General features: G+C 61.2%; 22 protein-coding genes. 8 read left to right on the forward strand and 14 right to left on the reverse strand.

Features of this window, described 5'->3' with window-relative positions; all coding sequences use genetic code 11:
* Positions 1–78 precede the first annotated feature (78 nt).
* The 5 genes from JFT63_RS15445 to JFT63_RS15465 all read left to right on the forward strand — a co-directional run bounded on the left by JFT63_RS15445 (position 79) and on the right by JFT63_RS15465 (position 4,347).
* Complete coding sequence (locus JFT63_RS15445) at positions 79–1,236, forward strand: D-alanyl-D-alanine carboxypeptidase family protein (RefSeq protein ID WP_057703209.1); 1,158 nt, start codon at positions 79–81, stop codon at positions 1,234–1,236.
* A gap of 85 nt (positions 1,237–1,321) precedes the next feature.
* On the forward strand, positions 1,322–1,603 hold the full coding sequence (locus JFT63_RS15450) for a DUF493 domain-containing protein (RefSeq protein ID WP_005791752.1): 282 nt from the start codon (positions 1,322–1,324) through the stop codon (positions 1,601–1,603).
* Positions 1,603–2,250, forward strand: coding sequence for a lipoyl(octanoyl) transferase LipB (lipB, locus tag JFT63_RS15455; RefSeq protein ID WP_003194464.1), 648 nt, complete (start codon positions 1,603–1,605; stop codon positions 2,248–2,250). The genes JFT63_RS15450 and lipB overlap by 1 nt, the downstream gene beginning before the upstream one ends.
* A gap of 25 nt (positions 2,251–2,275) precedes the next feature.
* Positions 2,276–3,277, forward strand: a complete 1,002-nt coding sequence (gene lipA / locus JFT63_RS15460) for a lipoyl synthase (protein ID WP_161794304.1) — start codon at positions 2,276–2,278, stop codon at positions 3,275–3,277.
* A gap of 149 nt (positions 3,278–3,426) precedes the next feature.
* On the forward strand, positions 3,427–4,347 hold the full coding sequence (locus JFT63_RS15465) for a S66 peptidase family protein (RefSeq protein WP_198844250.1): 921 nt from the start codon (positions 3,427–3,429) through the stop codon (positions 4,345–4,347).
* Between the two features lie 106 nt (positions 4,348–4,453).
* On the opposite strand, the gene JFT63_RS15470 is transcribed toward JFT63_RS15465, so the two are convergent.
* The 5 genes from JFT63_RS15470 to leuS form a co-directional block, all read right to left on the reverse strand.
* Complete coding sequence (locus tag JFT63_RS15470) at positions 4,454–5,779, reverse strand: lytic murein transglycosylase (protein WP_186559425.1); 1,326 nt, start codon at positions 5,777–5,779, stop codon at positions 4,454–4,456.
* 62 nt (positions 5,780–5,841) lie between these two features.
* Positions 5,842–6,006 carry an alternative ribosome rescue factor ArfA gene (gene arfA, locus JFT63_RS15475; protein ID WP_003176285.1) on the reverse strand — a complete coding sequence of 55 codons (165 nt, stop codon included), beginning with the start codon at positions 6,004–6,006 and terminating at the stop codon, positions 5,842–5,844.
* Positions 6,007–6,239: 233 nt separating this feature from the next.
* Positions 6,240–7,277, reverse strand: coding sequence for a DNA polymerase III subunit delta (gene holA, locus JFT63_RS15480; RefSeq protein WP_186559427.1), 1,038 nt, complete (start codon positions 7,275–7,277; stop codon positions 6,240–6,242).
* Between the two features lie 39 nt (positions 7,278–7,316).
* Positions 7,317–7,922, reverse strand: a complete 606-nt coding sequence (locus JFT63_RS15485; protein ID WP_057703214.1) for an LPS-assembly lipoprotein LptE — start codon at positions 7,920–7,922, stop codon at positions 7,317–7,319.
* A gap of 88 nt (positions 7,923–8,010) precedes the next feature.
* On the reverse strand, positions 8,011–10,617 hold the full coding sequence (gene leuS, locus JFT63_RS15490; RefSeq protein ID WP_198844251.1) for a leucine--tRNA ligase: 2,607 nt from the start codon (positions 10,615–10,617) through the stop codon (positions 8,011–8,013).
* 261 nt (positions 10,618–10,878) lie between these two features.
* Between leuS and JFT63_RS29625 the strand changes: the two genes are divergently transcribed.
* Complete coding sequence (locus JFT63_RS29625; protein ID WP_057703216.1) at positions 10,879–11,196, forward strand: hypothetical protein; 318 nt, start codon at positions 10,879–10,881, stop codon at positions 11,194–11,196.
* 97 nt (positions 11,197–11,293) lie between these two features.
* Positions 11,294–12,055, forward strand: a complete 762-nt coding sequence (locus JFT63_RS15495; protein WP_198844252.1) for a YdcF family protein — start codon at positions 11,294–11,296, stop codon at positions 12,053–12,055.
* A 640-nt stretch (positions 12,056–12,695) separates the two neighbouring features.
* On the opposite strand, the gene lnt is transcribed toward JFT63_RS15495, so the two are convergent.
* The 5 genes from lnt to miaB all read right to left on the reverse strand — a co-directional run bounded on the left by lnt (position 12,696) and on the right by miaB (position 18,200).
* Positions 12,696–14,219, reverse strand: a complete 1,524-nt coding sequence (gene lnt, locus JFT63_RS15500) for an apolipoprotein N-acyltransferase (protein ID WP_198844253.1) — start codon at positions 14,217–14,219, stop codon at positions 12,696–12,698.
* A gap of 8 nt (positions 14,220–14,227) precedes the next feature.
* Positions 14,228–15,067: an HlyC/CorC family transporter gene (locus JFT63_RS15505; protein WP_010206772.1), complete on the reverse strand. Its 840-nt coding sequence runs from the start codon at positions 15,065–15,067 to the stop codon at positions 14,228–14,230.
* A 42-nt stretch (positions 15,068–15,109) separates the two neighbouring features.
* Positions 15,110–15,568, reverse strand: a complete 459-nt coding sequence (gene ybeY / locus JFT63_RS15510; protein ID WP_057703219.1) for an rRNA maturation RNase YbeY — start codon at positions 15,566–15,568, stop codon at positions 15,110–15,112.
* Complete coding sequence (locus tag JFT63_RS15515; protein ID WP_019818064.1) at positions 15,561–16,565, reverse strand: PhoH family protein; 1,005 nt, start codon at positions 16,563–16,565, stop codon at positions 15,561–15,563. The genes ybeY and JFT63_RS15515 overlap by 8 nt, the downstream gene beginning before the upstream one ends.
* 306 nt (positions 16,566–16,871) lie before the next feature.
* On the reverse strand, positions 16,872–18,200 hold the full coding sequence (gene miaB, locus JFT63_RS15520; protein ID WP_057703220.1) for a tRNA (N6-isopentenyl adenosine(37)-C2)-methylthiotransferase MiaB: 1,329 nt from the start codon (positions 18,198–18,200) through the stop codon (positions 16,872–16,874).
* Positions 18,201–18,329: 129 nt separating this feature from the next.
* On the opposite strand from miaB, the gene JFT63_RS15525 reads away from it, so the two are divergent.
* Entirely contained in the window at positions 18,330–18,656 is a 327-nt protein-coding gene (locus JFT63_RS15525; protein WP_003236992.1) for a DUF1820 family protein, read from the forward strand.
* Between the two features lie 128 nt (positions 18,657–18,784).
* Here JFT63_RS15525 and JFT63_RS15530 read toward each other — a convergent pair whose 3' ends face one another.
* The 4 genes from JFT63_RS15530 to JFT63_RS15545 all read right to left on the reverse strand — a co-directional run bounded on the left by JFT63_RS15530 (position 18,785) and on the right by JFT63_RS15545 (position 22,319).
* On the reverse strand, positions 18,785–19,339 hold the full coding sequence (locus JFT63_RS15530; RefSeq protein ID WP_057703221.1) for a tetratricopeptide repeat protein: 555 nt from the start codon (positions 19,337–19,339) through the stop codon (positions 18,785–18,787).
* 225 nt (positions 19,340–19,564) lie between these two features.
* Positions 19,565–20,848, reverse strand: coding sequence for a glutamate-1-semialdehyde 2,1-aminomutase (hemL, locus tag JFT63_RS15535; protein ID WP_057703222.1), 1,284 nt, complete (start codon positions 20,846–20,848; stop codon positions 19,565–19,567).
* A 19-nt stretch (positions 20,849–20,867) separates the two neighbouring features.
* Complete coding sequence (thiE, locus tag JFT63_RS15540) at positions 20,868–21,491, reverse strand: thiamine phosphate synthase (protein WP_198706944.1); 624 nt, start codon at positions 21,489–21,491, stop codon at positions 20,868–20,870.
* 30 nt (positions 21,492–21,521) lie between these two features.
* Positions 21,522–22,319: a hydroxymethylpyrimidine/phosphomethylpyrimidine kinase gene (locus JFT63_RS15545; protein WP_057703224.1), complete on the reverse strand. Its 798-nt coding sequence runs from the start codon at positions 22,317–22,319 to the stop codon at positions 21,522–21,524.
* Positions 22,320–22,438 lie beyond the last annotated feature (119 nt).

Raw genomic sequence — 22,438 nt, forward strand, 5'->3', positions numbered from 1 at the left:
ACGTGACAGTCTGGAAGCGGGCTGTCTGAATAGTTTTGCCCGCGAGGGCAAGTTTCCATAAGCAATTTCGAGAGACGGATGAACATCACCACCTTAGCCAAACGCACGTGCCTGCTTATCTCGCTGATCATCACCCCGGCCGCCTGGGCGGTTGAAATGGTGCCGGCCTCCCCGCAACTGGCCGCCAAGTCGTGGGTCCTCATGGACGCCGCCAGTGGCAACGTGCTGGTCGAAAACGGCGGTGATGTACGCCTGCCGCCTGCCAGCCTGACCAAGCTGATGACCGCCTACATCGCGACCCTGGAAATCCGTCGCGGCCAGATCGGCGAGAACGACCCGGTCACCGTCAGTGAAAACGCCTGGCGTACCGGCGGTTCGCGGATGTTTATCAAGGTCGGCTCGCAAGTCACCGTCAGTGACCTGTTGCACGGCATCATCATTCAGTCCGGCAACGACGCCAGCGTCGCCCTGGCCGAGCACATCGCCGGCAGCGAAGACGCCTTCGCCGACATGATGAACAAAACCGCCGGTGAGCTGGGTATGACCAACAGCCACTTCATGAACCCGACCGGCCTGCCGAACCCGGAGCACTACTCGTCGGCTCATGACATGGCGATCCTGGCGCGCGCGATCATCCGCGTTGACCCGGTGCACTACGCGATCTACTCCCAGAAGGAATTCTTCTGGAACAACATCAAACAGCCTAACCGCAACCTGCTGCTGTGGCGCGACAAGACCGTTGACGGCCTGAAAACCGGCCACACCGACGAAGCCGGCTACTGCATGGTGTCGTCCGCCGTGCGTGATGGCCAGCGCCTGATCGCCGTGGTATTCGGCACCAACAGCGAACAGGCCCGTGCGGCCGAGACGCAAAAGCTGCTGACTTACGGCTTCCGCTTCTTCGAAACCCAAACCTTCTACCAGAAGGGTACCGAGCTTGCGACTGCACCGGTTTGGAAGGGCGCAACCTCGCAAGTCAAGGCCGGCCTGGCCGACGACCTGACCCTGACCATGCCTAAAGGCCAGCTGAAAAAGCTCGCTGCCAGCATGACGCTGAACCCGCAATTGGTTGCCCCAATCGCCAAGGGCGACGTGATCGGTAAAGTCGAAGTCAAGCTGGACGACAAGGTGGTGCACAGCGCCGACCTGATCGCGCTGGACGCTGTCGAGGAAGGTGGAATCTTGCGCCGCGTATGGGATAGCATCCGTCTATTCTTCTACGGCTTGTTCAACTGATTGTGTGCACCTGCAAAGCCCCGCGCTGATCCAGCGCGGGGCTTTGCCCGTCGCCACGGCTTAGCGCTTACGAGGCTGTTCTGCCATGACCGATAAAGACGTAGAAGTAAAGGCGCCAAAGATCGAATTCCCAGTGACGGATTATCCCGTCAAGGTGATCAGCGATACCGGTGTCGGCCGCAAGGACAAGATTCTCGAAATCGTGCGCAAGCACGCGACGATCAACGACAACCGCGTGGACGAGCGTCAAAGCTCCACCGGCAAGTACACCACGATTCAGTTGCACATCGTTGCGACCGATCAGGACCAGCTCTACAACATCAACAGCGAACTGCGGGCCACCGGTTTCGTGCATATGGTGCTGTGATGTCGCACGTTCTGGGCTTTCGCGAGCTCGGCCAGATGGCCTACGAGCCGGTCTGGCATGCCATGCAGCGCTTTACCAACGAGCGCGGCACCTCGGCCCCGGATGAAATCTGGCTGGTGGAACACCCACCGGTATTCACCCAGGGCCAGGCCGGCAAGGCCGAACACTTGCTGCTGCCGGGTGATATTCCGGTGGTGCAGGTCGACCGAGGGGGGCAAGTGACTTACCATGGGCCCGGTCAACTGGTGGCTTACCTGCTGCTGGACGTGCGCAAGCTGGGGTTTGGCGTGCGCGACCTGGTCAGCCGCATGGAGACGTGCCTGATCGAGCTGTTGGCCAGTTACGGCGTGACCGCCGTGGCCAAGCCCGATGCACCGGGTGTATACGTGGATGGCGCGAAAATCGCCTCCCTGGGGCTGCGCATTCGCCACGGTTGTTCCTTTCATGGCCTGGCCTTGAATGTGGACATGGACCTGGCGCCGTTCCGACGGATCAACCCGTGCGGTTACGCCGGGCTTGCGATGACCCAGTTGAGTGACCATGCAACATCCATAGAATTTGCCGAGGTAAGTGCCCGGCTGCGCGCGCAGCTCGTCAAACACCTCGACTATGCAGAGCAGACGACCCTGACGGGCGGAATCGATTGATATGACTACTGATGTTGTGCAAACCATGATCCCGACGCTGGACATCACTGAGCGTCCAGCCCCGGCCCCGCGTGCCAAGGTGGAAGCCGGCGTCAAGCTGCGCGGCGCCGAGAAGGTTGCACGCATCCCGGTCAAGATCATCCCGACCACCGAACTGCCGAAGAAACCCGACTGGATCCGCGTGCGCATCCCGGTTTCGCCGGAAGTCGACCGTATCAAGTCCCTGCTGCGCAAACACAAGTTGCACAGCGTATGCGAAGAAGCCTCCTGCCCGAACCTGGGCGAGTGCTTCTCCGGCGGCACCGCCACGTTCATGATCATGGGTGACATCTGCACCCGTCGCTGCCCGTTCTGCGACGTCGGCCATGGCCGTCCGAAGCCGTTGGACGTCAACGAGCCAGAAAGCCTGGCCATCGCCATCGCCGACCTGAAGCTCAAGTATGTGGTAATCACCTCGGTCGACCGTGACGACCTGCGTGACGGTGGTGCTCAGCACTTCGCTGACTGCATCCGCGAGATCCGCAAGTTGTCACCCAACGTGATGCTCGAAACCCTGGTGCCGGACTACCGTGGCCGTATGGACGTGGCGCTGGAAATCACCGCCGCCGAGCCGCCGGATGTGTTCAACCACAACCTGGAAACCGTGCCGCGCCTGTACAAGGCCGCGCGTCCGGGTTCGGACTACCAGTGGTCGCTGACCCTGCTGCAGAAATTCAAGCAGATGATGCCGCACATTCCGACCAAGTCCGGCTTGATGCTGGGCCTGGGCGAGACTGACGAAGAAGTTATCGAAGTCATGAAGCGCATGCGCGAACACGACATCGACATGCTGACCCTGGGCCAGTACCTGCAGCCGTCCCGCAGCCACTTGCCGGTGCAGCGTTTTGTGCACCCGGACACCTTCGCCTGGTTCGCCGAGGAAGGTTACAAGATGGGCTTCAAGAACGTGGCGTCGGGCCCGTTGGTGCGTTCTTCGTACCACGCCGATGAGCAGGCCAAGCTGGTCAAGGCGAGCCTGGTTTCGTAATAAGGTCTGCGCAACACCGCAGATTCAATGTGGGAGGGGGCTTGCCCCCGATTGCGGTGTATCAGTCACTCATGTATTGACTGCCACACTGTCATCGGGGGCAAGCCCCCTCCCACATTTCGTTTCGCGTTGACTAGGGAGAGTTGTATATGACGGCAGCCGTTCCAGCCCTTCGTTCTGAAGGCACCATCGGCCTGATCGCCCCCGCCGGCCCTGCCGCGCTGGAGGTTGAAAAAGCCGGGCAATGGATGCGTGCCCGCGGCTACGACCTGCGTATTTATCCCGGTGTGTACGAGCGCGACGGCTACCTCGCCGGCAGCGATGAAGTGCGCCTGCGCGACCTGCACGCCGCCTTCGCCAACCCTGATGTCGATGCCATCTTCTGTTTGCGCGGCGGCTACGGTACGCCACGCTTGCTCGACGCGTTGGACTTTGACCTGCTGCGCGCCAACCCCAAGCCGTTCGTGGGTTACAGCGATATCACCGCCTTGCACCTGGCGATAAACCGTTACGCTGGCTTTGTGACATTTCACGGGCCGATGCTCAATGCCGACCTGCTGGGCGACAAGCAACAGCCAACCGAATCCTCGCTGTTCAGCCTGCTGCGTGGCCAGCTGGGTACTGGCAGTGTGCTTGCGCACCCGGTGGCCTACCCGTTGACCACAATCGAGCCAGGCATCGCCTGCGGGCGTTTGCTGGGCGGTAACTTGTCGATGATTGCGGCGGTGATGGGTACGCCGTACGAAATAGACGCCGAAGGCATCATCCTGTTTATCGAAGACGTCAACGAGCCGATTTATCGCATCGACCGTCTGCTGACGCATCTGCGCCTGGCCGGCAAGCTGGCCCAGGTCGCCGGTGTGCTGGTAGGGGACGTAGCAGGTGTGGAGAGCGGGGCGCTGGAGCGGTTGCTGAAGCAGACCTTCGAGCCACTGTGCGTTCCGGTGCTGGCGGGCTGGCGCAGTGGGCATTGCGACCCCAACCTGACGTTGCCAATGGGCGCTTTGGTGCGCCTGGATGCGGGGGAGCAGCGGGTGGTGTTGGAGCAGGATGTAGTGTTCAAGGCCTGAGATAGTTGTCGCTTATCAGGACCTATCGGGAGCAAGCCCCCTCCCACATTTTGAAATGCATTCCAAGTGTAGGAGCTGGCTTGCCTGCGATGGCGGTTGTCGCGGTTTACTGACCCTGCAGCGATTCGAGCAACTTCACCGTCGGATACCCATCCGCCGGCCAGCCCAACGCCTGCTGCGCCGCACGAATCGCCTTGCGCGTATTGGCGCCGATAATCCCGTCCGGGTTACCGGCGTCATAGCCTTTGGCACTAAGTGCCGTTTGCAGGTCGATACGCTGGGAGCGGCTCAGCGGCAGCTCATCTTTGGGCCAACTGCCCCGAATCACACCACCGCCACCAAACCGCTCCGACAGCAAACCAACCGCCAGTGCATAAGACGACGAATTGTTGTACTTGAGGATCGCGCGGAAGTTATCCAGCACCAGGAACGCCGGGCCACGGTAGCCGGCCGGCAGCAGCAGGGCGGCGGACAACTGGTCGACATTGGCCGGCAGGCTCACGCCAGGGGGGAGTTGGATGCCCAGTTGCAGCCATTGCGCCACGGTTTTGCGCACGCCGCCATCGGCCAGGCTGTAGTCGAAGCCTGACGGCAGCGGCTGCACTTCAACGCCCCATGGCTGGCCTTTCTGCCACCCGGAGCTTTGCAGGTAATGCGCCGTGGAGGCGAGGGCGTCGGACGGGCTGTTCCAGATATCGCGGCGACCGTCACCGTCAAAGTCCACCGCATGGGTGTTGTAGGTAGTCGGGATAAATTGCGTCTGGCCCATCGCACCAGCCCAGGAACCTTTCATCTGGTCGGCCTGAATATCACCATGCTGGATGATCTGCAGCGCTGCCAGCAACTGCGCCTGGGCAAAGGCCGGGCGCCGGCCTTCATAGGCCAGGGTGGCCAGGGAGCGGATCACCGAATTATTGCCCTGGAACGCGCCGAAGTTGCTCTCCATGCCCCACACCGAGACCAGTGCCTGGCGGTCGACGCCATAGCGCTGTTCGATGCTTTGCAGAATATCGGCGTACTTGACCAGCAGTGCCTGGCCATTGCGCACGCGCACCGGCGACAGGGCGCCGTCGAGGTATTCCCACACCGGGCGGGAAAATTCCGGTTGGCTGCGGTCGGCGCGAATCACCGCCATATCAGGGGTGACGCCGGCAAATGCGTTATCGAACACGGCCGCAGTGATCCCGGCTTGCAGCGCTTGCGCACGGAAGCCAGCTTGCCATTCGGCAAAGGTCTGGGTCGGTTGGATATCAAGATTATCCACTGCCAGGGGGGCAACCACAGCGGGTGCGATAGCCGGTGCCGTCTGGAGCTTGGGCAGAGGCTGAGCGTCCGCAGCGGTAGGTTTTTCCGCGCAGGCGACGAGCAGAATGAGGCTGGAGGCAGCGATCAATTGGCGTAGGTGCCAACGACGAGAAAGACTAGAGGGCATGCACAGGTCCAGGGGGTTACAAATCAGGTACAGACCTTATCATGCCAGAGGGGCGCTTGCCTTCAGGCAGCCAGAAAGTAAGAAGCCTCCCAGCTATTAGACTGGAAGGCTTCGCGGCGGTAGCTGCCTTTGCCCTTGCCGGCGCGTTCCTGACGGCTGCGGAACAGTGGCTGGGCGATGATGGATTTGGCCTTGTTGGGGCCATGCTTGGATGGCTTTTTGCTCATGGTGGATTCTCTCGCTTGAGTGTGGAATGCAGCGGTGCAAATCATCTGCCGAAGTGGGCCCGCTGTAAAGCCCGTCGATAGGCGGGAAATGTCGCAAATAGGCATTTGGCAGAGTCAATGTGGGAGCTGGCTTGCCTGCGATGGCGGTGGGTCTGTTGGCACAAAGGCACTGATACACCGCCATCGCAGGCAAGCCAGCTCCCACAGGGTTTTGTGCTGTTGTACAGAGGTGGTTATTCGGCGGGCAGAGACAGGCGCTGGCCGGCCATCAACAGCGACAAACGGCTCAGGCTCATCCACGGCGAGCCGGCTGCCTGGCCCTTGATCTGTGCGTCGATGCGCTGCGCTTCCAGCAACAGTTGCGCCCAGCGTTGCGCCGAGTGCCGTTGCAGGGCTTTGCTCATCAGGGGTTTGCGCTTGTCCCACACAGGTGGCCTGGCCTGGCTGAAGCATTTGTCCAGCGGTGTGCCCTGGCTGTATTGCAATGCGATATTCGCCAGCACTCGCAGCTCCCGGGCCAGCGCCCACAGAATCACCGGCGGTTCTACCCCTTCGCCACGCAAGCCTTCGAGCATACGCAGCGCGTGGGCGGGCTCACCGTTGAGGATCGCATCGACCAGGCCGAACACATCAAAGCGAGCGCTATCGGCCACTGCGCCTTGTACGGTTTCGACAGTGATTTGCCCATCCTCGGCCATCAACTTGAGCTTTTCGATCTCCTGGGCGGCGGCAAGCAGGTTGCCCTCGACCCGGGCGGCGATCAGCTCTACGGCATCTTGCGTCGCTGAAAGCCCCGACTGTGACAGGCGCTGACGAATCCACTGCGGCAACTGGCTGCTGTCCACAGGCCAGATCTGGATGAACTGGGTTTGCGCACCTTCTACCAGTGCCTTGCCCCACTTGGTTTTCTGCGCGCTGCCGTCGAGCTTGGGCAGGCTGATCAGCAGCACGGTGTCTTCGGCAGGGCGCGAGCAGTATTCCATCAACGCCGCGGCGCCTTTGTCACCCGGTTTGCCCGAGGGCAGGCGCAATTCCAGCAGGCGCTTTTCGGCGAACAGCGACATGCTTGCGCCGGCTTGCAGCAGGGTACCCCAGTCGAAACTGGCGTCAGCGCTGAACACCTGGCGTTCATCGAAACCTTGCTGGCGCGCGGCGGTACGGATAGCGTCGGCGGCTTCCTGGCACAGCAGCGGGTCATCACCGCTGACGATATACACAGGCGCAAGACCACCTTGCAGGTGTTTGGCGAGTTGGGCAGGGGCGAGTTTCATAGGCGGGGCGAACGGGGCGCCAGCGGCGCCCCGTCTGGCTTACTCGACAGGGACTTCAACAGGCGATTGTTTCGGCGTGTTGTCTTCGTACTCTTGCGCGGCTTTCAGGGCATCGGCGTCAGCCTTGGCCTTGTTGTCGGCGGTTTGCTGCAGGGCGGCAAGCTTTTCCGGAGTCAGCATTTGCAGGCGAGTCATCATGCGCTGGATCAGCTCACGACGCATTTCCTTGCGCACTTGCAGGGTCTCGGAGTCCGAACCCACCAGGTTGTTACCATCGTGGCTCACGACTTTCTGCACCTGGATCTTGTCACCCATCAGCGGCAACTGATCGCGACCCTGCACTTCGAAGTAGAGCGCAGTGTTCAACTCCACATCGGACGCACGGCCGGCACTGGCGTAGCTGATATTGCGCTGGGTTTCTCGCTCATCCGTCAGGATCAGTTTGTAGGTCGCGCCGTTGTACACGTGCACACCGCTGTTTTCCAGGGTCTGGCGCAGTTGGGTGACGGTTTCGCCGTAAGCGTTGCGGGCGCTGACGTCGAGTTCCTTGATCGACAGCTCATTGGTGCCGGTGCCGCGCAGCTGGAAGCCGCAAGCGCTCAACAGCACGGCAAGGCCCATAACCAGCAGATTGCGTTTGATCATTTTGTTGCTCCCCTTGAAACCAGGTGGGCCTTATCGGGCCCTAAAGGTTTAGTTCGGCGCGGAGCCCAAGCCCCGCGCCCGATCCGATTTAGCTGGCGACGATGTTGACCAGTTTACCGGGCACCACGATCACCTTGCGGATGGTCAGGCCTTCGGTAAAGCGCAGCACGTTCTCATTGATACGTGCAGCTGCTTCGACTTCTTCACGGCTGGCGCTGGCCGGCATGTCGATCTGGCCACGCAGTTTACCGTTAACCTGGATGACCAGTTGCAGCGTGTCCTGAACCAGGGCGCTGTCATCCTGTACCGGCCAGGCGGCATCGATGACGGCGCCGCTGTGGCCCAGACGGTTCCACAGGTCGTGGCTGATGTGCGGCGTGATCGGCGCGAGCAACAGGGTAACTGTTTCCAGGCCTTCCTGGATCAGCGCACGGTCTTGTTCGGTCGTTTGCGAGGCTTTTTCCAGTACGTTCATCAGCGTCATCACCTGGGCGATGGCGGTGTTGAATTTGTGGTTCTGCCCGACGTCCTGGCTGGCCTGGCGGATAGCCAGGTGGATGCTGCGGCGAACGGCTTTCTGCTCGTCGTTCAACGCGCCGATATCCAGCTTGCCCGGCAAGCCCTGGCTGACGTGGGCATGGGCAAGGCGCCAGACGCGCTTGAGGAAGCGGTGCGAACCTTCAACGCCAGAGTCGGACCATTCGGCGCTCATGTCAGGCGGCGAGGCGAACATCATGAACAGGCGGCAGGTATCGGCGCCGAACTGGTCGATCATCGACTGTGGGTCGACGCCGTTGTTCTTGGACTTGGCCATCTTCTCGGTGCCGCCGATTTCCACCGGCAGGCCGTCGGCTTTCAACTTGGCGCTGATGACTTTGGCCTTGCTGTCACGCTCAAGCTCGACATCCGCCGGGTTGAACCAGGTGTAGGCGCCATTGGCTTCGCGACGATAGTAAGTGTCGGCGATCACCATGCCCTGGGTCAGCAGGTTCTTGAACGGCTCATCGGAGCTCACCAGGCCTTCGTCACGCATCAGCTTGTGGAAGAAGCGCGCATACAGCAGGTGGAGAATGGCGTGTTCGATACCGCCGATGTACTGATCCACCGGCAACCAATGGTCGGCTGCGGATTTCTCCACCAGGCCACCTTCATAGTGCGGCGAGGCATAGCGGGCGTAGTACCACGAGGACTCCACGAAGGTGTCCATGGTGTCGGTTTCACGCTTGGCCGGCGCGCCGCATTTAGGGCAGCTGCACTCATAGAACTCAGGCATGCGTGCCAATGGCGAGCCAGCGCCGTCCGGCACTACATCTTCAGGCAGTACAACAGGCAGTTGATCTTCCGGTACCGGTACATCACCGCAGGTTTGGCAGTGGATGATCGGGATCGGGCAGCCCCAGTAGCGCTGGCGGCTGATGCCCCAGTCGCGCAGGCGGAACTGGGTGCGCGAGGCGCCGAGGTTCTTCTTGATCAGCGCGACTTCCATGGCATCGAAAGCGCCCTGGAAGTCCAGGCCGTCAAACTCGCCGGAGTTGATCAAGGTGCCGTGCTCGCCGTAGGCGTCTTGCCACGGGGCCGGGTTAGTGTCGCCCGAGCTGGTGCGCACCACCGACTTGATCGGCAGGCTGTACTTGGTGGCGAATTCGAAGTCGCGCTCGTCGTGGGCCGGTACGGCCATGACGGCGCCGTCGCCGTAGTGCATCAATACGTAGTTGGCGACCCATACCGGCAGCTTTTCGCCAGTCAACGGGTGCTCGACGAACAGGCCGGTCGGCAGGCCTTTTTTCTCCTGGGTGGCGACGTCGGCTTCCGCCACGCTGCCGCCCTTGCATTCAGCGATGAACGCCTGCAGCTCAGGGTTGTTCTGTGCGGCCTGGGTGGCCAGCGGGTGTTCGGCGGCCACGGCGACGTAGGTCGCGCCCATCAGGGTGTCGGGGCGGGTGGTGAACACCTTGAGTGCGCCCGCTTCGCCGATGGAGTCGACGTTGTACGGGAACTGCACTTCCATGCCCTTGGATTTGCCGATCCAGTTGCGCTGCATGGTCTTGACCTGTTCAGGCCAGCCCGGCAAGTCGTCGAGGCTCGACAACAGCTCATCCGCGTAGGCGGTGATCTTGAAGTAGTACATCGGGATTTCGCGCTTTTCGATCAGCGCGCCGGAACGCCAGCCGCGACCGTCGATAACCTGTTCGTTGGCCAGTACGGTCTGGTCGATCGGGTCCCAGTTCACGGTGCCGCTTTTTTTGTAGATCACACCTTTTTCGAACAGGCGCGTGAACAGCCATTGTTCCCAACGGTAGTAATCCGGCTTGCAGGTGGTGACCTCGCGGGACCAGTCCACCGCCAGGCCCAGGCTGCGCAGCTGGGTCTTCATGTAGGCGATGTTTTCGTAGGTCCACTTGGCGGGCGCCACGTTGTTTTTCATCGCGGCGTTTTCCGCCGGCATACCAAAGGCGTCCCAACCCATAGGTTGCAGGACGTTTTTGCCGAGCATGCGCTGGTAGCGGGAAATCACGTCGCCGATGGTGTAGTTACGCACGTGCCCCATGTGTAGCTTGCCGCTGGGGTAAGGGAACATCGATAGGCAGTAGTAAGTCTCCTTGCCTGGCTGTTCGCTGACTTCAAAGGACTTTTGCTCGTCCCAGAAGGTTTGTGCGGCATTTTCTATTTCACGGGGCTGATATTGTTCGTGCATGGCTACTTTTGAACTGAATAGGGGTGGCCTAATCCTCTTCGGTGCATAGTCCGGGTTGTTCGACACCAGAAAGTGGCGCGTCCGTGCCCAAACCCTGCGGGAAGTGGAGTTACAGGAAGCGCCGTAGCATACATGACCCCACTCTATCGAGGGAAACCCTGATTGCGCGGCAAGGGCCGTCTGTCGCGGCACCGGGCAGGCGCAGCCACGGGGGCTACGCTGTTTATTGGGGAGCAAGTATTTCTTCAATGAGGTGAGGGGATGGTTGAATCGCAGCGAACTTTAACGAAACCGCAATTGTATGAAGGACTGATCGACCGTTTGGGTCGGGCATTGGATGCTGCAAGAACCGCAGGCCGATTGCGTGATGAGCGGCCTCTGGAGCTGGAGTTGCGAGGCTTGAGCCAGGCAGAGCTTGAATTGATCAGGACTTACCTGGAGTTGAATCAACACCGCGCCTCTCATGGGCAGGCCTCCCCGCCAGCCCAGGAGCCTCCTCGTTCAGCCAAGGTCATTTGGCTCAAAGACCTGGCGGCCGGTCGCGACCCGGAAAATTCCCGGTCCGTACGGTGCAAGTGACGCACAGGGCTGTCCATTAACGTTGTTGAAACAGGCTGGTAAAGATTGTCGCTTAACCCCGTTGCATTTAGGCTTCGGGCATCTTTGGAGATGCCCGATGCCTTTTCGTTATTTCATTAAACAATTGCTGTTGCCGCCCGGTATTTTTTTGCTGTTGTTGGCGTGTGCCTGGTGGTTTCGCCGCAGCCGTCCGCGCCTGGCGGGCTTGTGCTTTGCCCTCGGTCTGGGCGGGATGTGGTTGATCAGCCTGCCAGTGATGGTGCAATGGGGTGCCCGTGCGCTTGAGACAACACCGCCACTGGCTCGCGAAGACTGGGCCACGCTGGCTCAGCGCGCCGATGCGATTGTGGTGCTGGGCTCCGGGCGCGAGCGTGGGGACATCGCCTGGGGCAGCGACCAGCCCACCGGTATTGGCCTGGAGCGTGAGCGTTTTGCCGCGCGGCTGGCCAAGGCATCCGGTTTGCCAGTGCTGACCAGCGGTGGCTTGCACTACGGCACGCCGCCCAGTGAGGCCGAGCTGATGGCCGTGTCGATGCAGGATGACTTCGGTGTGATCGTGCGCTGGAAAGAAGAGCGCAGCCGCACCACCTGGGAAAACGCCCAGATGAGCGCCGAGATTTTGTTGCCGCAAGGCATCAAGCGTGTAGTGGTAGTGACCCAGGCCTGGCACATGCCGCGTTCGGTGTGGAGTTTTGAAAAGGCCGGCTTCACCGTGGTGCCGGGGCCGGTGGGCTTTCTGGGGGTGGACCATGGCCGACCGCTGGGTGGCTGGATGCCGGAGGTCAAGGCGGTGTGGCAAAGCGGGCAGTTGATCAATGAAGCGGTGGGGCAGGTGGGGTATCGGTTGTTCTACCGGTAGGTGCAACACAGGAGATCAATTGTGGGGTGGCTTGCCTGCGATGGCGGTGGGTCAGTGAGCACTCAGGGCACGGATACACCGCCATCGCAGCATAGGTATCTACACAATTTCGGCGCGACGCTGGACCTGTGGCGAGGGAGCTTGCTCCCGTGACGGCCTGACAGCCGACGCTGCTCTAGCTGACGCACCGCGATCCAAATGTGGGAGCTGGCTTGCCTGCGAAGACGGCCTGAAAGCCGACCAGGATCTTGGATCAGACCGCGTACATATCCGTTCCTGCGGTAATGGCTGCTATTGGTTCCGCTTTTACAGCGGGTCACTTTTGAAAAGCCCAAAAGTAACCAAAAGGCTCTTGCCCCACCACTCGGCACCTCGCTTGGGCTCGGTGTGCCCGTAATCCGCCAGTGATTTGGGGGGCCGCCGCCACGCGCCATCCATGGCGCGGGGCGGCTAAACCGGCATCCCTGCCGGTTTACCCCCCAAATCCCTGTCGAATTCCGGCCAGCGTGGTTTGACGGGGCGCCTAAGATCAAAAGCAGATCAAGAGCGGCTCGCTTCGCATCGTGGTTACCGTCGGCGGCTACAGCCTAAAAGTTGTGTAGATACCTATGGCCATCGCAGGCAAGCCAGTTCCCTCAGGTCAGACTGTTTTGGACATCCTGCCAGCTAGCAATGCCCAGCCAAAGAGCAGCACGCACACAATGATCAACGGCCACGAACGCCATTGCAGGTACGGCGTGAGGTTGTGCATCGGCACCACTTCGCCGTAAAGAATGCCGCGTTCAAACTGCGGGATCTGTGCGGTGATCTGCCCAAACGGGTTGATCAGCCCGGTCACGCCATTGTTCGTGGCGCGGATCATCCATCGCCCGGCTTCCAGTGCACGCATCTGCGCCATTTGCAGGTGCTGCAGCGGGCCGATGGAGCGGCCGAACCAGGTGTCGTTGCTGATGGTCAGCAGCAAATCGCTTTGGGCCGACAGGCCGGCAGCGAATTCCGGGTAGACCACTTCATAGCAAATGAACGGCGCAATCTGATAGCCCTTGGCCTGCAGCATGGGCTGGTCTGAAGGGCCGCGGGCAAAGTCCGACATCGGCAGGTCGAAGAACGCAATCAGCCCGCGCAGCATGTCCTGCAATGGCACGTATTCACCAAACGGCACCAGCTTTTGCTTGAGGTAGGTGCCGTCACCCTCGCCGACGACGGTAATGCCATTGAAGTAGCGCTTTTCATGGTGCACTTCCTGACGAATCGGTACCCCGGTAATCAGCGCGGTGTTTCGGTCGGCGGCAAACTTGCCCATCATGCCCAGGTAGCCTTCGACCGACTCCTTGAGCACCGGTACTGCGGTTTCCGGCCATACCAGCAGGTCGACACGCTTGGAGCTCAGGCTCATGTCGCGGTACAGCGCCAACTGAGCATTGAGCTGCTCGGGGTCCCACTTCATGCTCTGTTCGACGTTGCCCTGGAGGGCGGCGACGCTCAGCGGTTCGCCGGAGGGCGAGGTCCAGGCGTGGTGCTTGAGCGCCAGGCCGATGGCCCAGGGGGCGACCAGCAGCACCAGGCCCGCACCGATGAAGGCATTGCGCTTGCTCGCCAGCAGGCGCGGCAGGTTGCACAAAAGGGCCGCCGTAAGTGCCAGCGCGAAGGAAATCAGCCACATCCCGCCCAACGGCGCGAGGCCGGTCAGCGGGCCGTCGAGTTGGCTGTAACCGGAGTACAACCAGGGGAAACCGGTGAGGAACCAACCCCGAAAGGCTTCCTGGCCGACCCACAACGCGGCAAAGGTCAGGGCATCTGCCAACGGCGCTTCATTGCGGCGCAGCCAGCGCGCCCATAGCCAGGCGGGCAGGGCAAAGAACCAGGCGATGGCGGCGGTGAACAGCAGCATCAAAAAGCCCGCCAGCAACACCGAAGCGCCGCCGAAGTGGTGAATGCTGTAGTAGATCCAACTGGTGCCGGCGCCAAACAGGCCAAAACCGAAACACCAGCCACGGCCCAGGGCCTGGCGGGGTGTCAGCTCCCGCAGGCCGATATAGAACAGGCCGACCGCTACCAGCGCCAACGGCCAGATATCGAACGGCGCCAGCGCCAGGGTAGTGATGGCGCCGGCCACCACGGCCAGCAGGTTACCGGGCCAGCCGGGTGCGGTGAGACGGCGCATGTCAGTCCTTAGCGGGCAATAGGTGTCAAACGGATCAGATGGATACGACGGCTATCGGCATTCAAAATGCGGAAGCGATAGGCGCCGATCTCGGTGGTTTCGTTACGCTTGGGCAGGTGCCCGAACGCACTCATCACCAGGCCGCCGACCGTGTCGAACTCATCGTCCGAGAACTCGCTGTCGAAGAACTCGTTGAAGTTCTCGATGGGCGTCAGCGCCTTGATCAGGAAGTCACCGCTGGGCAGCGGCTTGATGTAGCTGTCTTCTTCGACGTCGTGCTCGTCTTCGATGTCGCCGACGATCTGCTCCAGCACGTCCTCGATGGTCACCAGGCCGGCCACGCCGCCGTATTCGTCAATCACAATAGCCATGTGATTGTGGTTGGCGCGGAACTCGCGCAGCAGCACATTCAGGCGCTTGGATTCAGGGACGAAGGTGGCCGGGCGCAGCAGGTCCTTGATGTTGAAGCTGTCGCCATTCTCCTTGAGGATCAGCGGCAACAGGTCCTTGGCCAGCAAAACACCCATGACGTCGTCATGGCTTTCACCGATCACCGGGTAGCGCGAGTGCGCCGAGTCGATTACGGCCGGGAGGAATTCCCGTGGGGTCTGGGTCGCCTTGATGCTGATCATCTGCGAGCGCGGGACCATGATGTCACGTACTTGCAGGTCAGCCACCTGGATGGCGCCTTCGACGATGGCCAGCGCTTCGCTGTCCAGCAACTTGTTTTGGTGGGCCTCGCGCAGCAGCTCCAAGAGCTCCTGGCGGTTTTTCGGCTCGTGGGCAAAAGCCTGGGTCAGTTTACCCAGCCATGACTTCTGCCCGTTGCTCGATCGGTCTTCGCTCATAGCGATTACTCTAAATCCTTTGATATGACAGTTGAGTGTTGATCAGCTTTCGTCGTCTGCATACGGGTCGCGGTGACCCAGTTCTGCAAGCAACGTTCGTTCCAGTGCTTCCATTTCCTCGGCTTCGTCATCGTCTATATGGTCGTAACCCAAGAGATGCAAGCAGCCGTGGATGACTAGATGGGCCCAATGGGCCTCAAGTTCCTTGCCTTGTTCCGCCGCTTCGCGTTCGACCACCGCGACGCAGATCACCAGATCGCCCAGCAGCGGGATATCCAGCAATTCGTCGGGCACGTCGGCGGGGAAGGACAGCACGTTGGTCGCGTAGTCTTTCTGGCGCCAGGTGTGGTTCAGCTCACGGCCTTCGGCCTCGTCCACCAGACGAATGGTCAGCTCCGAGTCGGCGGTGCGCTGGCGCAAAGCCAGTTCACACCATTGGCGGAACTGGGCTTCGCTGGGGGCGGATGCGTCAGTGGCCAGTTGCAGGTCTAGCTCAAGCATCGTGGCGAGCGTCCTTGGCGGGCGCGTCGTCGCGGTGTTCGAAACGCTCATAGGCTTCGACAATGCGCTGCACCAGCGGGTGGCGTACCACGTCCTTGGGCATGAAATGCGTGAAGCTGATACCCGGCACGTCCTTGAGCACCTCGATCACCTGGCCCAGTCCCGACTTGGTGCCCTTGGGCAGGTCGACCTGGGTGATGTCGCCCGTGATCACGGCAGTGGAGCCGAAACCGATACGGGTGAGGAACATCTTCATCTGCTCAACGGTGGTGTTCTGGCTTTCGTCGAGGATGATGAAGCTGTTGTTCAAGGTGCGGCCACGCATGTAGGCCAGCGGGGCGATTTCGATCACCTGGCGCTCGATCAGCTTGGCCACGTACTCAAAGCCGAGCATCTCGTACAGCGCGTCGTAGAGCGGGCGCAGGTACGGGTCGATCTTCTGGGCCAGGTCGCCGGGCAGGAAGCCGAGCTTTTCGCCCGCTTCAACCGCCGGGCGCACCAGCAGGATGCGCCGCACTTGCTCGCGCTCCAGGGCGTCGACGGCGCAGGCCACCGCCAGGTAGGTCTTGCCGGTACCGGCCGGGCCGATGCCGAAGTTGATGTCGTTGCCGAGGATTTCCTTGACGTACTTCTGCTGATTCAAGCCACGTGGGCGAATCATGCCTTTTTTGGTACGCAGGGCCACGCTGGCTTCGGCCACCGGGTTGTTGGCCAGGTCCTCCACGGCAGATTCCTGCAGGTACAGGTGTACCGTCTCCGGCGACAGCTCACTACCCTTGGTCTCGCGGTAGAGGCGACGCAGCAGGTTTTCTGCAGACGTGGTGTGTTGGGGTTCACCAATGAGCTCGAACTGATTGCCGCGGTTGCGGATCTCGATGCTCAGGCGTTGTTCGATCAGGCGCAGGTGCTCGTCGAACTGTCCGCACAGGTTGGCGAAACGGCGAGCCTCAAACGGCTCGAGGATAAAACGATGTGGTTCTGCTATGGGTGCGTTCAAGGTTGCTTTTAGCCGCCCTTTGGCTGATGAGGTGAGAGAGAGAATAACGCCAGGCGCCGGTGTGCGAAAGCACTTAAATAGCCTGGCCCCACTCTCGATAACCATGAAGAACTCCTGTGGGAGCTGGCTTGCCTGCTGTAGGAGCGAGCTTGCTCGCGAAAAACGTCAACGATAATGCGTGTTTGCTGAATGAGCGCGGCGCCGGTGAGTTTTTCGCGAGCAAGCTCGCTCCTACAAAAAAGCCTTAACTGACTGGCATTAAGGCAAGCCAGCTCCCACATTCTGATCTTCATCCGGTCCGCGAGATCAGGTGATCAACGAGCCACGCAACGAGTGTGGCTGCGCCGCATCGATGTGCACATCGGCAAACTGGCCGATCAGCGTAGGATTATCGCAGCGGAAGTTGACGATGCGGTTGTTCTCGGTGCGCCCCTGCAATTCGCCCGGGTCTTTCTTCGAGTAATCGGTCACCAGAATGCGCTGGATCGAGCCGACCATTTGTCGGCTGATTTCGAAGCCCTGTTGATTCAGACGATGTTGCAGCACGTTCAGCCGCTCCTTTTTCAACGCCTCCGGGGTTTCGTCCAGCAGGTCGGCCGCCGGTGTGCCCGGGCGTTGGCTGTAGACGAACGAGTAGGAGAAGTCGAAACCGACGTCTTCAATCAGCTTCATGGTCTGCTGGAAATCTTTCTCGGTTTCGCCCGGGAAGCCGACGATAAAGTCTGAACTGATGCAGATGCCCGGTACCGCAGCGCGCAGTTTGCGCAGCTTGGATTTGTATTCCAGCGCGGTGTGGTTGCGCTTCATCGCTGACAGAATGCGGTCCGAGCCCGATTGCACCGGCAAGTGCAGATGTTTGACCAGCTCCGGCACCTCTGCGTGGGCCTGGATCAGGCTGTCGGAGAACTCCAGCGGATGCGAAGTGGTGTAGCGGATGCGCTCGATGCCATCGACAGCGGCGACCACCCGGATCAACTCCGCCAGGTCGGCCAGGCGCCCGTCGTGGGTCAGGCCGCGGTAGCCGTTGACGTTCTGGCCCAGCAGGGTCACTTCGCGCACGCCGTTTTCAGCCAGGTGGATGATTTCTGCCAGCACATCGTCAAATGGCCGGCTGACTTCTTCACCGCGGGTGTAGGGCACTACACAGAAAGTGCAGTACTTGCTGCAACCTTCCATCACCGACACGTAGGCGCTCGGGCCGTCGATACGCGGCTCGGGCAAATGGTCGAATTTCTCGATTTCGGGGAACGATACGTCCACCTGCGGCAGCTTGGTGACGCGTGCGGCGTCGATCATTTCCGGCAGGCGGTGCAAGGTCTGCGGGCCGAATACCACGTCGACATACGGCGCGCGGTCGCGGATCGCGGCGCCTTCCTGGCTGGCCACGCAACCGCCGACGGCGATCACCATGTCCGGGTTGGCCAGTTTCAATTCACGCCAGCGGCCCAGCTGGGAGTACACGCGGTCTTGGGCCCGTTCGCGGATCGAACAGGTATTGAGCAGGATCACGTCGGCATCTTCGGCGCGGGCGGTGACTTCCAGGGCCTGGTGTTCGCCCAGCAGGTCGACCATGCGCGAGCTGTCGTACTCGTTCATCTGGCAACCGTGGGTTTCGATATAAAGCTTCTTGGCCATGGGAATCGTCAACTGGTGGTAAAGAACCGCGCATTATAGGGGTCATGCCCATCGGTTCCTAGCGCTGTGCATCGGGTGCCATGCTATAGTTCGCGCCCTCTTTATATCCCCATGTGTTCCCCGCCCACCATGACCAAACGCGAAGCTCCAATCTACAAGGTGATTTTCCTCAACCAGGGCCAGGTGTTCGAAATGTACGCCAAGCAGATCTATCAAAGTGATCTGTGGGGCTTCCTGGAAGTGGAAGAATTCGTCTTTGGCGAGCGCACCCAGTTGGTGGTCGATCCGGGCGAGGAAAAGCTCAAGGCCCAGTTCGAAGGCGTGGTGCGCAGCTTTGTGCCGATGCATTCGATTGTGCGCATCGATGAGGTTGAACGCCTGGGTACGCCCAAGATCAGTGAAGCTCGGGGCGTGAGCAACGTGATGCCCTTTCCGATGCCGATGCCTGAGAAGTAGGGCTTTAGACCGAGGTGTGCCTATCGCAGGCAAGCCAGCTCCCACAGTTGACTGCATTCCAGCATTGAAACGCGGTCGAATGTGGGAGCTGGCTTGCCTGCGATAGCGACGTAAGGTCTACAACAAAATCAGGGCAGGGGAGAGAACGGCGAGCGCCCATCGGCACTCTGCAATTCCTGCAGGTAATTACGGAAAATCTGCCCCAGCACCTGGGTCGCCACTTCCAGTTCATCGCGTTGCATGTGCTCGGCGACTTCGTCGGCGGTGTCCAGTGCATCTTCAGCGCCATTGACTGCAGCCATTTTCAGCACGATGTAGGCCTGCACGTTATTGGCCGGCACACCTTCGCCCTTGAAGAACATATTGCCGAGCTGGAATTGCGCCTGGGCGTGGCCCTGTAGCGAAGCCTTTTCGAAGTAGCTCAACGCTTTGTTGAGGTCGACGGCCGGGTTCTTGCTGTCATGGTAGAACTCGCCCAACTCGTATTGCGCTTGCGCATCCCCTTCCTCAGCCTGTTTCTGGCACGCGCTCAGGGCCTCGGCCTGGCTGTCTGGCTGGGTATTGAGGGTGCAACGACCCATCGCTGGGATTAACAACGAGTTGCCGCCTGCCTGGGCATGTGCCAGCAGCGGCTGAAGGAGCAACAGGCAGCCCAGAACCAGGGTGCGGCCGGTGCGTTTCATGGGAATCGACTTACCTCTGACGGGGCGCGCGGACCCTCGGGGAGTCCAATAAGCGCGCATTATGAAATAAGCAGGCCTCTGCTTACAAAGTCTTTACTCGTTTTTATGCTGCTTGGGCAAGTTATCTGCCGGATTGCAGGGCAATTCTCGAAAAAACCAGGAAATTTCTGTAAGCAAGGTAGCAAATCTGACGCTGCCTGGGGGCAACGTCAGAGCGTGCGTCACTTATTTCAGGGCCGCAAAGGCGCGTTCGGCAGCATCCAGGGTCAGTTTCAGCTCGGCGTCGCCATGGGCGATCGAGGTGAAGCCGGCTTCGAAGGCGCTTGGCGCCAGGTACACGCCGCCTTCAAGCATCAGGTGGAAGAAGCGCTTGAACAGGTCGGCATCGCTGCCCATCACGTCATCAAAGGTGACGATGTCGTCGGCGCCGCTGAAGTACAGGCCGAACATGCCACCGGCCTGGGTGGTGACAAACGGGATACCGGCGGCGTCGGCGCGCTGTTGCAGACCATCCAGCAGGCGGGTGGTGTAGTCGGTCAGTTCGGCGTGGAAGCCCGGGCGGCTGATCAGGCGCAGGGTGGTCAGGCCGGCTGCCATTGCCAGCGGGTTACCCGACAACGTGCCGGCCTGGTACACCGGGCCCAGCGGGGCGATGTGCTGCATGATCTCGCGCTTGCCGCCGAAGCAGCCTACTGGCATACCGCCACCGATGATTTTGCCGAAGGTGCTCAGGTCCGGCGTGACGCCATAGTGTGCCTGGGCGCCACCGAGGGCGACGCGGAAGCCGGTCATCACTTCGTCAAAGATCAGCACCACGCCGTGCTTGTCGCACTGTTCGCGCAGGCCTTCGAGGAAGCCCGGGGCCGGCGGTACGCAGTTCATGTTGCCCGCCACCGGCTCGACGATGATGCAGGCCACGTCCTGGCCAACTTCGCTGAGCATTTGCTCGACGGCGGCGATGTCGTTGAACGGCAGGGTCAGGGTGTGCTTGGCGAAGGCCGCCGGTACACCGGCAGAGTTGGGTACGCCCTGAGTCAGCGCGCCAGAGCCGGCCTTGACCAGCAGGCTGTCGGAGTGGCCGTGGTAGCAGCCTTCGAACTTGATGATGTTGTCGCGGCCGGTGAAACCCCGGGCCAGACGGATTGCGCTCATGGTGGCTTCGGTGCCGGAGCTGACCATGCGCACCATTTCCATCGATGGCACGATCGAGCAGACCAGGTCGGCCATCTCGGTTTCCATGGCGGTCGGCGCGCCATAGGACAAGCCGTGTTGCAGCTGCTGGCGCACCGCGTCCAGTACGTCCGGGTGGCTGTGGCCGAGGATCATCGGGCCCCAGGAGCCCACGTAGTCGACGTAGCGCTTGTCATCTTCGTCGGTGACGTAGGCGCCTTCGGCATGTTTGAAGAACAACGGCGTGCCGCCCACGCTCTTGAACGCACGCACGGGGGAGTTCACACCGCCGGGGATGTGCTTTTGGGCATTGGCAAACAGGGTTTCGGAACGGGACATGATGGGCGTCTCTCTGAAATCAGATTTTAAGAAGGGCGTTGAAAGCACGGGCGCGGCGCGTGACTTCCTGAGTGCTGTCGGCGCCGAATAAACCGTGCACCACGGCCAGCAGGTCGGCCCCGTGGGCCACCAGCGGTTCGGCGTTGTCCAGGGTCACGCCGCCGATCACGCAGATCGGCAGCTGCAAGCGCGTGCGGGCCTCGGCCAGCATTTCAACAGTGGCGGCAGGTGCGCCGGGCTTGGTGGTGGAATTGAAGAAGCGGCCGAAGGCGACATAACTGGCGCCTTCCCTGGCGGCCTGTTCGGCCAGTTCGATCTGGCTGTGGCAGGTGGCACCGATAATCGCCCTGGAGCCGAGCAGCGCACGGGCCGGGGTCAGCGGGCCGTCGGTCTGCCCCAGATGCACGCCGACGCCCAGGCGCGCCGCGAGCTCTGCATCATCGTTGATGATCAATTGAGTCTTGTAGCGCGAGCACAGTTCATGCAGCTTTTCGGCCTCACGCAGGCGCCGTGCCTCGTCGCTGCTTTTGTCGCGGTACTGCAACAGGGTGACGCCACCGTCCAGCGCCGCCTCGACGTAGGCGAGGAATTTGCCGGCCAACAGCTGGCTGTCGGTAATGGCGTAAAGGCCGCGTAGTTTCATCGGGCAAACCCCTTGCTGACGAGCGATAAGTTACGAGCAGAAATCCAGCGGCAGTCGGCGCGGCACGAACTGGCCCTGGCCCAGCTGTTCGGCGTCACGCAGGGTGCGCCAGGTGTAATTGAGGGCCGATTGCACCGCGCTGGCCAAACCTTCGCCTTGGGCGAGGCGCCCGGCCAGGGCACTGGCCAGGGTGCAGCCCGAGCCGTGATAACTGCCAGGCAAGCGCTGGCAGGTAAAGGTATGGCGCGTGCCGTCGCGGCTGTAGAGGCGGTTGTGCACTTCGTGTTCGTCGCCATGGCCGCCGGTGATCAGCAGGTGCTTGATGTAGGGCAACAGTTTCTCGGCGCATTCGTCGGCAGTGCCCTCGGGCAATTCGGCGAGGATCCGCGCTTCCGGCAGGTTGGGTGTGGCGATCAGCGACAGGGGCAGCAGCCGCTCGCGCATCGCATAGCCGACTTCGTCCTTGCCCAGGCTACCGCCGCCGCCGGCGCGCAGCACGGGGTCGCAGACTACCGGCAGATGCGGGTGCGCCTGCAGCAGTTCGACCACCGTATCGACCATGGCGGTGGAGCCGAGCATGCCCAGCTTGATTGCCGCGACTTCGGAGTCGCCGAGCACGGCATTGGCCTGGGCCATAACCCACTCACGGTCGAGCACGCGGAAGTCGCTGACATTGACGGTGTTCTGCACGGTCAACGCTGTGACGGCCGGGGCCGCGTGGCAGCCTTGGGCGAGCAGGGCTTCGATATCTGCCTGCAAGCCGGCGCCACCACTGGGGTCGTGGCCGGAGAGACAGAGGACAACGGGGCGAGAGCTGTAGATATTCATGGTGCGCGAGCTTACCACCAAACGCTTTTTGCGTGGCCGTCTGACGAGGGTCGAAGTGTGAGCGCTTGAACGGCGCTTCTCTGGCAATTGAAACAGCCTGAAAATGCGCTGAAAACCAC

It is taken from the genome of Pseudomonas sp. MF7453, assembly GCF_016405455.1.
GTDB classification, from domain to species: Bacteria; Pseudomonadota; Gammaproteobacteria; order Pseudomonadales; family Pseudomonadaceae; genus Aquipseudomonas; species Aquipseudomonas paralactis.